Here is a 9,485-nt window from a genome sequence, read left to right as displayed (position 1 = left end):
GTGGTGGAGGGGTGGTGGGAGGGCATGGCGGTCTCCTTCTGCTGACGGTGAGCTGTTTCCCGGACCTGGAGGTGTGGTGTGGATTACGGTGCGTAGCCCGTGCACTACGAGCATGGATCCCGCAGGAGGCTGGCGACACCATGGACGGGGTCTGGTTCCCCGGCCGGCGGTGGTAATTCCACACCTTCCACGGAGACCAGTGGAGGGGAGCCGCGATGCCACCACGCCGGGTGGTTACGGGCCGCAGCAAGGAGCCACGGCAGCGGTTCGCGGAGGAGCTGCGGCAGCTGAGGGCGGAGAGCGGGACGAGCCTGCGGCAGCCGGGGGAGCGGCTGGGGCGGCAAGAGCTATTGGAGGGGGAGGGCGCACTCCCATTCCGGACGATCCTCTCGGAGACCGCGCTGCGGACGGCCATGCAGGATGACCAGGTATGGCGGGAGCAGCTGGAGCACGTTGCCGAGTTGGCATTGCGGCCCAATGTGGCGGTGCATGTGTTGCCGTTCAGCGCCGGGCTGCATGGGCTCGACAGCACGGATCTTTCGTTCCTGCGACAGCCTGATGGGCGCACGGTGGCGTATACGGAGAACGCCTACCGGGGCGACCTTATTGACGAAAACGGGTTGGTGGAGCGGCTGCAACGTTCCTACGACGCGGTTGGCGACATGGCCCTTCCCCCGGCGGAGTCGCGGAAGTTCATCCTCGGCATGTTGGAGGCAGCATCATGCAATCCATCGACCTGAGCTCCGCGCGTTGGCGCAAAAGCTCGAGAAGCAGCTCGGGTGGCGGTGCGTGCGTCGAGGTCTGCCACGACTTCGGCAGTGTCGTCCCCGTGAGGGACGGCAAGGACCCGCACGGTCCGGTGCTCCTATTCCCCGCGGGCGGCTGGTCGGCCTTCGTCATCGCCGTCAAGGACTACCAACTGCCCGGTTGAGGAGCGACCACAACAGCACGTCCTCCGAGACCCCTGGGTTGTCGGAGGACGTGCTGTTGTTAGAGGGTCTACTTCTTGGTGGTGCGTCGTCCTCGGGTCGCGGCGGCCGGGCGCCACGCACGCAGGTCGTCGTCGGTTAGCCCGTGTTCGCCCTGCACCATCTGCCGGTCACCCCGGAAGAACGCGGCCGGCGAAGCGCCGAAGTTCGAGTCGAACTCGTCGTGCCACTGCTCAAGCCACGGCTGGAGTTCCAGCAGCCCGGCGAGGAACGGCGTCAGCTCCTCGGAGGTCAGCGCCTCGTGGGAGGCGATGTATGCGTCGAGCGCGTACGCCTGCTCCCGGTGGTCCCAGCCGGCCCAGCCGTAGAGGTCGGGCGTGGGGGTGTTGGTCTGCCCGTACGAGATGAACCGCTCCTTGGGCACGTCCAGCTTGCCGCGGGCCTTCCAATAGGAGGGCCGCAGGAAGTCCGCCGAGGTGTACTTCGGCGGTACGGGAATCGTGTCCCGGATCTTCCGCTTGGCCGGCTCGTCGGGGGCGGCATCCTCCTGCCGCTGGAGGGCCCACACGTGCTCCCATCCCTCGCGCTTCCTCAGTCCGGAGGGCTTGTAGCGCAGCGCGGGCAGGAACGGAACGTGCTCGTCGGTCATCAGCTCGGCGACGACGGCAGGCAGTTCCTTGCGGGGCGCGTAGATCTTGGCGACGGAAACGAAGTCCTCATCGCGGGAGAGAACATCGGTGACCCGGGAGAGGCTGACGAGGGCGGGCATCCCGTTCTCGTCGAACCAGTGATCCCGGTTCTCGACCCGGTCGAGCAGCCAGGTGCGGAGGGCCTGTTCCTGAAGGGCATCCCACCCCTCGGACTTCCAGCGCCGCTTGAACTCCGGCCGCTCGATCATGCCGATGGCACGAATTGACTCGATGGCGTCGATTCGCTTCTGAACTACCTCCCGGTAGTGGGCGGGCCAACGGGATGGAATCTGAGTGATGGGCGTTGAACCGTGTCGCTTGAACCACTCATCGCTAGCCTCGCCGAGGGCGACTCGGCGAGCGAGAGCGATCTCGAAGGCCCGCTCACCAAGAGCGAGAGCAGGGATGGTGTAGCTAGTGGGGTCCTCAGAGGCGCGAAGATCTTCGGAATGGAGGTTGTAAAGAGCGTAGACCTGCCAGTCCAATTCCTCTTGCAGGGCGATTGCGCGGGCTCGGGTTGAGTGCCAAGTAGCGCAGGCGTCACGGAGGGCAGCCGCGGTCGGCGTCGCCTTAGCCGCAACTGCGGTCGGGCTGGTCGCGGCAACTTGCTGGGCGATGCTGTCCAGGGCAGACCCGAAGGCGCGAGGGTAGCGTGCAGGCAGGGGGAACTGCTGCAATTTCGTGCCAGTGAATTCGAAGGAATTCTTCCAGGCCTCGCTCCCCATTGCCGCGTAGCCTGCGTCGACGCGAGCACCACCCCCCTCTCCCTTGTTGTGCGAAACCTGCTGAAGCCAGAAGCAGGAGGTGGAACTATTGAGTAGCCCAAGGAGTTGGAGGTATTCTTCTTCGCCTGCGTCGTCGCTCAATTTGATCACGGGGGCGTGACGGTTGAAAACGAGATCTCCGCGACCGAGAGCGAAGTGATTGTGTGTCGCCACGAAGGGGAAGGTGATCAAGAATTTGGCGCTAAGTCGACCTTCGTGATGGTAGGCGTAATTGGACCACGGGAGGCCTCGTTGCTCCTTGGTTGTAGAGAACATGAGTCCATTGCGAAGAATCTGACGTCCTTGCCACAGGATTCTTTCCTCTAGTTCCCTCCGTTCGGTGGGATTTGCGGCGGATGGGAAAATTGCATCGGCGACACGTAGGCATTCCCAGTCGCGAACCTGATCTCCTGTGGCGAAGGAGCGGCGAGGCGTGTTGCGGCGGCGGAGCCAGGTGGCCAATGGGTGCGGCAGAACAAAATATTCGTCGTCCCCAGTGATTGCGGCGAAACCGATGGACTCTGCGGGGCCTGACAGTCTTCCTGTGGAAGCAGCGTTTAGCTGTTCGACCATCTCTAGGCCGCCAGCGGTTAGGATCCAAGGTTGTTTGCCGAAGTAGCGTGCGCGTTCAAGGTCGTCGACCGAAACCCACTGGCTCACCGAACCGGGTTCGTCAATCTGTTGGACGATGGCCTGCCAGACCTTGCCCTCTTCTGCGTGCTCAGGAGCTCCGGGCTCTCCCTGAATGCCTCGCACAGTTCGAATTGTCTGGGATCGTGTGGTACCGCTGCGCTGCTTCCCTACGAGGATCACTGTGGGTGTGCCGTGACCGGGAATGAAGGCCCCTGAGGTGTCGACTACTTCAGTCAATTCCACTTCGTGACCGAAATACGCCTCAATTAGCTTGGTGCCGAACTCTCGCTTCATGAAGGAATTTGCGGTGATCTGGCCGACCATACCGAAGCCGCATCCGCTCTCGGCGTCGCCCACCTGAGCTAGTTCGAAGAAGCGCTGCGCGAACGGAACGGACAACGCGTACTTACCGGCGCATGCGCTGTATAGGCCTCGATACAGTTCGTTGAGCTTCTTGTCTTTCACTGTGATGTAGGGCGGATTTCCCACCACAACGTGGTAGCGCCCTTGGCGGAGGATCCCGGGGTGCTCGTGCACGTCCTCTGTCATGTACTTAAAGTCAGCCAGCTCGTCGGCCCCTTCGGGTTCCGAGCCCTCGAATAGGCTTCCTTGGTGGTGCCGGTGCTTGATCAGCGAGTCACCGGCTGCCAAGTGCAACGGCCACTCATACTTCGCGGCCTCCATCATCGTTTGGACCCCGCTGGCGGCCATCGCGGCGACCAGCAACCGGAACCGGGCAATAGCCACCGCGAAGGGATTCAGATCGACGCCATGCACTGAGTCCAGTGCAGCCCGCACTCGCTCGTGCACATCCTTGCCTGGCTGCCCCTCGCCCCACAGCCGCACCAGTCGCCGGAACGCGCCCAGGACGAAGTGGCCTGACCCGCACGTCGGGTCGATCATCTTCAGGCCCTCGTAGCCGAACTCGCGGACCGCTGGGTCCATCGTCCGGTCGAGGATGAACTCCTCTACGAACTCCGGGGTCTGGAGGAGCGCGTATGTCTTTCGCGCCGCCTCGCTCAGGTCTTGGTACAGGTCGCCCAGGAAGCGCGTGTCCCAGCCCTCCGTGCCGTCCTCGTTCAGCTTGTCCGTGAAGTCGTGGACCAGGACTCCCGCTTCGTCGCGCTCGCGCCAGAACGCGATCAGATCCCGCGCGCCATCGTGCGACAGCGGGATCTGGAAGAGGGGGTTGTGCTTGCGGTCGAAGAGGAGGCGGCCAGCCTGGCCGGCGCCCAGGTCGGCGAAAGCGCGTTCCAGCCAGCCGCGGAAGGTCGGGTCGGCGTCCTTCGCCACGTACTCCTCGTACCGGGCCAGCGCCAGGTCGCGGCGGTCCGGGTCGGGGGCCGTCAGGTACGGCTCCGGGATGAGTTCGTTGTCTTCGCAGAAGCGGACGAAGACCGTGCCCAGGACCCAGGCCACCGCGACCTGGGTGACCCGCTCGTCCAGCCAGGAGTTCCACGTTGCCGCCGTGCGGCCCAGCTTGCGGGCCTGGTCGTATTCGGCGCGCAGGCGGGTGCCTACCTCCGCCACGGCCTTGACCTGCTTGGCGAGGTCTGTCTCGACCGCTTTGACCTGCTGCTTCAGGTCGTTCAACAGGGCCTTGCGGTCGATCACTTGGTGTCTCCCTCGGTTCCGTCAGTTGCTGCTGTCTTGCTCGTACTCGGGTCCTTGACCCATGAGTCCGGAAGTTCGATCCACTCGCCCAGCCCGGCCTGGTACGCCACCGCGACCTGGCTCAGCTTCGGCTCCCGCGCCGGGTCGCCCTGCGGGACCAGCAGCCACAGGCCGCGGCCGCCCTGGCGGGCTGCTTCCGCTAGGCGGTCCAGTACGCCCATCGCGTCGTAGCGGGCGAAGGCCGCGGCCTCCGTCAGGAGGACCGGGCCGGTGCCGGCAGTGGGGGTCAGGAGGCCGCGGATTTGGGGCTCCACCATGCCCCATGCCGTGCGGGCGTACTCCGCGAACTTCATCGCGCCCCGCGAGCCCGCCTCCGCCACGTCCGCCTTGAGGAGGGTTTCCCACGTCGGCTTCGAGCCCTCCGGTGCGAGCACGTGCATCGCCTCCAGGAACAGGGCCGTCACCGAGACGGCCTGGGCGTTGATGGGGGTCGCGGCCAGGGCGCGCGTCGCTTCTTCCGGGCGGTGGTGGTGGACGGTGAGGACGCGGTAACCGTCGCGGCGGGCGGAAGCTGCCAGGCGTTCCTTCGCGCGGACGGCGCCCGCCAGGACCGGGTCGTCCGCGTAGAGGGTCACCGCGCCCGGGTCGGTGGCCTGGCGCCAGGCGCCCGTGGTCAGGTAGCTGGACGCGCTGTCCATCCGGGTTGGGAGGTAGCGCAGGGTCTTCGTGTCCTCGCGGGTGGACAGGGTGAGGTCGAACCCTGCGTCGCGGAGGGCCTTCGTCAGGGGGCCGGCTGTCGGGAGGTCGTGGGTGAAGCCGCCGCGGGCGTCGGGCAGGGCCAGTTCCGGGAAGCGGGCGCGGACGCGTTCGTGGACGTCCTCGCCGGTGACGCCGGGCTGGCGAGCCTCCGGGACGTTCGGGATGAGGCGGACCAGGCCGGCCTGGGTGAGGCGCAGCGCCCGGACGAGGGACAGGTCGCGCGGGTAGATCTCCAGGCGGGGCGTCGCCGCCGCGTTGAGGGAGGCGGCCGCCGCCAGTTCCACCAGGCGGCGCTCGTCCCATTCCACCGAACCCGGGGGAGGGGTGAGGGCGCCCAGCTCGCTCAGGACCGTGGTAGCTGTGGGGAGGGTTTCCAGGCGCGCCAGGCGGTCGGCCGTCTTGCCCAGGCGGGTGGCGTAGTCGAGCAGGCCGGGGGCCGTCGGGGTGTCCGGCGCGTCGTCCTCGCGGACGTCCAGGGCCAGCAGGCCCGCACCCAGAGCCTCTTCCGTGGCCTTGCGGTTGGGCTGCTGCTGGAACTCGGCTTCCTCCGGGTCCAGTTGCTCCACCTCCACCACGGCCCGTACGGCCGCCAGCGCGAGGGCTCGTCGCTGCTCGCGTTCCGCCAGCTGCGTACCACGGCGTACGGCGAGTGCGTCGGCGATCTCGACGGCCGAGGCGACCCGGCCCAGGTCGGAGAGAAGGTCCATGATCTCGGCGCGCAGCGCCTGCACCGCCGGGTGCTTCTTCCAGCGCTTGCGCTCCTCCTTGAGGAGCTGCGGGATGCGGCCGGCAGACAGGCCGAGGGCGTCCGCCACGTCCTTCTGCTTCGGCCAGACCCCGATGTCCGGGAGGTCGCCGTGGGCGTTCGGCAGGCGCAGGAGGAGTCGGACCGTCTCCACCTTGCTGTGGTTTGAGCGGTTGTTGTTGAGCTCCGGGACGAAGATCGTGGCCAGGGTATCCAGGCTGACGGCCCGCAGTGCGGAGCTGGTCAGGCCGCTGGCACCGGCCCCGGTGGCCAGCGGGCCGAGCAGCGCCGACTCCGTGGCGGACAGCTGGGCCAGTTCCTCCTTGGCCTCCGCCCGGCCCCGCGGGGTGAGCGGCGACATCGGAGTTTCGCGCAGGCGCTCGCCCCACTCCCGCTGGCGGCGCTGCACCTCGCTGCGGGTCTTCGCACCCAGTCCGGGCGCGTTGAGGAGCTTGCGGCGGCTGTAGTCCAGGAGTTCACCGACCGTGGTGACCTCAAGTCCGTACAGGAACGCCTCCGCGGCCGGGGTGAGACCGGCGGCCGACAGGTGGGTGTCCCGCGTGACCTCGGCCGCCAGCTGCTCGCGCTGCTGCTCCGCGGTCCGCGGTTCGGCATCTGCGATGGCGGCCTGGCCGCCGGAGGTGCCGACAGCGGCGGAAGCGTCCTCCGTCGGCTCCAGGTGGCGGGAACGGTGACTCGACGGAACGATCTGCGAGGCGTCCAGGAAGATCTTTTTCCAGGCGTCCCGCATCGGCTTCAGCTCGGGGTACCGCTGGGAGGCGTCCCGGTGCAGGGCCTTCTCGAAGAAGGCGACCAGACCGTCGCGCACACCCGGCTCGAGAGCGTCCTTCGCGATGGTCGGGTACGGGTGCTGCTTCGGGTCCGTCATCCGTGGCAGCACCGAGCCGTCACCCCACTTGGGGAGCTCGCCCGAGGCCATTTGGTGCAGGGTGACCGCGACGGCGTACCGCTCGGCGTGGGAGTCGTAGGCGGTGCGGGTCAGCGTTCCGATGAAAGGGTCGAGGTAGCCCTCCGTGCCGGCTTCGTAGTCCTTCGCCGGGTATCCGGCCAGGGAGAAGTCGATGAGGACGAGCTCGCGGGTGCGGTTCGGCCGGATGCGGATGGCGATGTTGTCCGGCTTGATGTCGCGGTGCCAGACGCTCTCACCCTCCAGGAAGTCGACGGCGCCGAAGAGGTAGTCGCCGTAGGCCTCCAGCTGGTCGATCTGGAGTCGGCCGCTCTCCCGGAGCTGGCGGGCGACCGTCTCCTCGCGGCGGCGGGTACGGGGTGCCGCGGACTCCTCGTTCTCGCCGGACTCCTCCCGCTCGTCGCCCACGTACTCCAGGGCGAGGAGGGTGCGGTCGGCGATCTTCAGGGGCTCCGGTTCCACGAGCCGGATGACACGGGAGTCGGCGCGCAGGCGTCCCATGATCTCCGCCTCATGGGCGAGGATCTCGCCCCGGCTGTCGGAGAGCGCCACCTTGAGGACGGCCAGGGGGCGCGTCTTGCGAGCCTCGGCCTCGAGGTCGCGTACGAGGAAGGCGCGGCTGGTCGAGCCGGTGCCCAGACGGCGCCGGACCTGCCAGCGCCTGCCGAGTACGTCGCCTGCGACGGCTTCGAGCGGGTCCTTCTCGGGGGCTTCCGGGGTCGGAGGCGAGGCGGGGGCCGTGAGGGAGTCCTCTACGAGCTCCAGCATCTCCAGGAATTCGTCGACGGTGGAGAGTCGCTGGCCGGGACGGTAGGCGGTGGCCGCCTGCACCAGGTCGTCGATGTCCTCGGAGAGGCCGTCCACGAGGGAGCTGGGCCGCAGGCCCTCGCCGGCTTCGAGGCGGGTCAGGAGTTCCGCTTGGCTGGCGGCCGGGGCCTTGCCCGTGACGAGGAGGTAGGTGAGGACGCCGAGGCCATAGACGTCAAGGTAGACCGGGTCGGCGTTGAGGGCGGTCAGCTCCGGGGCGAGGTAGGGGTCGGAGCCCTCCGGCAGGTGCATCGCCGACAGCGCGGTCGGGGCGAAGCGGGTCATGCCCTGCCCGGAGCTGCCCGTGCCGCTGCGCTGCGTGGCGATCTGCCAGTCGGAGATCTGCAGGTGCGGGGAGAGCCAGGCGGCGTCCTCGCCAATGCTCTGCCCGTCGCGACCGCGGTTGCGCGGCAGGACGTGCACGGAGCGGGCGGCGAGGGCCCGGTGGTGGATACGGCTGGAGTGTGCGGAACGCATCGTCTCGGCGAGCTGGCGGACCAGGGCCATGCGGCCGAGGATGTCGAGCTTCTCCCCGTACTGGAGGAGGTACTCGTCCAGGCGCAGGGTCTGCGGGTGGTAGTCGAAGATCAGGGCCGGGCCCCAGGAATGCCCGGACGGGTCGTACTGCTTGAGCTGGACGACGCCGGGGTGGCGGAAGCGGCGCAAGACTGCCGCCTCGCGGCGGGCGGCACTCTCCACGGACTGCCGGATGGAGCTGTCCGAGCCGCGCTCGCGCAGGTAGATGCGGACGCGGGCCACCTCGGGGAGCTCGGTGTGCTCGGCCAGGTAGTCCGCCCAGGTCTCGCCGGAGTCGAAGGCCTTCCGCTTCAGCTCGTACGGTCCGACCTTGTACTTGGCGTCGCTGGGGCGGACGCCGACCCGCTCCAGGGCCGTCTTGATCTCGCGGGAGTCGATGGCGGTGATCCGCCGGCGTTCGTCACGCGGGGGCTCGTTCAGCATCGCCACCAGCTCGGTGACGGTGTACACGCCGTTCTCGTCGTGGGCGGGGAGCCGTACGCGCAGGTCGTCGGCGGTGAAGCAGACGGCCTCGGCGACCCAGACGCGCTTGCCGTTCTGGCCGAGCAGCCCCGCCAGCTCCTTGGCCTTCTTGTTGACCAGGTGGAGGGGGTTGCCGTGCGGGACACGGCGACCGTTGGGCGTGGTCTGGACCCAGGTGCCGTTCTCGCTGGTCAGAGAGCCGTGCCAGTTCTTCAGCTCGATCATGCAGACGCCGCCGGGGGCGATGACGAGGAGGTCGATCTCTCGTACGTGCCCGGTGTTCGCGGTGAAGGTGAAGTTCGACCAGGCGCGCCACGGGTCGGAGTCCGGAAGTTTCTCGCGGATGGACTCCAAGCCCCGGTGCTCGTGCTCGTACTCGGACTCGGTGACCGTGGTCCACCGGCCTTCCCGCATGTGCGGCCCCCGCTTCGTCACTTCGTCGCTACGCGCTGAGAGCTGACCGGCTCGGCCATCCGGCGGTAGAGAAAGCTCTCCGGAGATCCTAACGGTGGGCGGTGACATCCGGGGCAGCTGCGACGAACCGGGCAGGCAGCTGCTGGGGGTGCGGCCCCGTGTGATCCGGCCATGATGGCTGTGGTTTCGGCCGACGGCCGTGGC

General features: G+C 67.8%; 4 protein-coding genes. 2 read left to right on the top strand and 2 right to left on the bottom strand.

From position 1 onward, the window contains the following. The first annotated feature begins 215 nt into the window (after positions 1-215). Together ADK54_RS37980 and ADK54_RS37975 are read left to right on the top strand one after the other, a co-directional pair. Complete coding sequence (locus tag ADK54_RS37980; RefSeq protein WP_063802144.1) at positions 216-740, top strand: DUF5753 domain-containing protein; 525 nt, start codon at positions 216-218, stop codon at positions 738-740. Beyond that, positions 722-931 (top strand): DUF397 domain-containing protein, encoded by a 210-nt coding sequence (locus ADK54_RS37975; RefSeq protein WP_053730389.1) that lies wholly within the window; start codon positions 722-724, stop codon positions 929-931. The genes ADK54_RS37980 and ADK54_RS37975 overlap by 19 nt, the downstream gene beginning before the upstream one ends. Positions 932-999: 68 nt before the next feature. Here ADK54_RS37975 and pglX read toward each other — a convergent pair whose 3' ends face one another. Further along, complete coding sequence (gene pglX, locus ADK54_RS37970) at positions 1,000-4,629, bottom strand: BREX-2 system adenine-specific DNA-methyltransferase PglX (RefSeq protein WP_053730388.1); 3,630 nt, start codon at positions 4,627-4,629, stop codon at positions 1,000-1,002. Next, positions 4,626-9,281: a BREX system serine/threonine kinase PglW gene (pglW, locus tag ADK54_RS37965; protein ID WP_053730387.1), complete on the bottom strand. Its 4,656-nt coding sequence runs from the start codon at positions 9,279-9,281 to the stop codon at positions 4,626-4,628. Before pglW ends, pglX begins: the two co-directional genes overlap by 4 nt. Between the last annotated feature and the right edge of the window lie 204 nt (positions 9,282-9,485).

Origin of the sequence: Streptomyces sp. WM6378 (assembly GCF_001279695.1) — a bacterium.
Taxonomy (GTDB): Bacteria; Actinomycetota; Actinomycetes; order Streptomycetales; family Streptomycetaceae; genus Streptomyces.
This window is presented reverse-complemented; position numbering and strand designations above follow the sequence as displayed.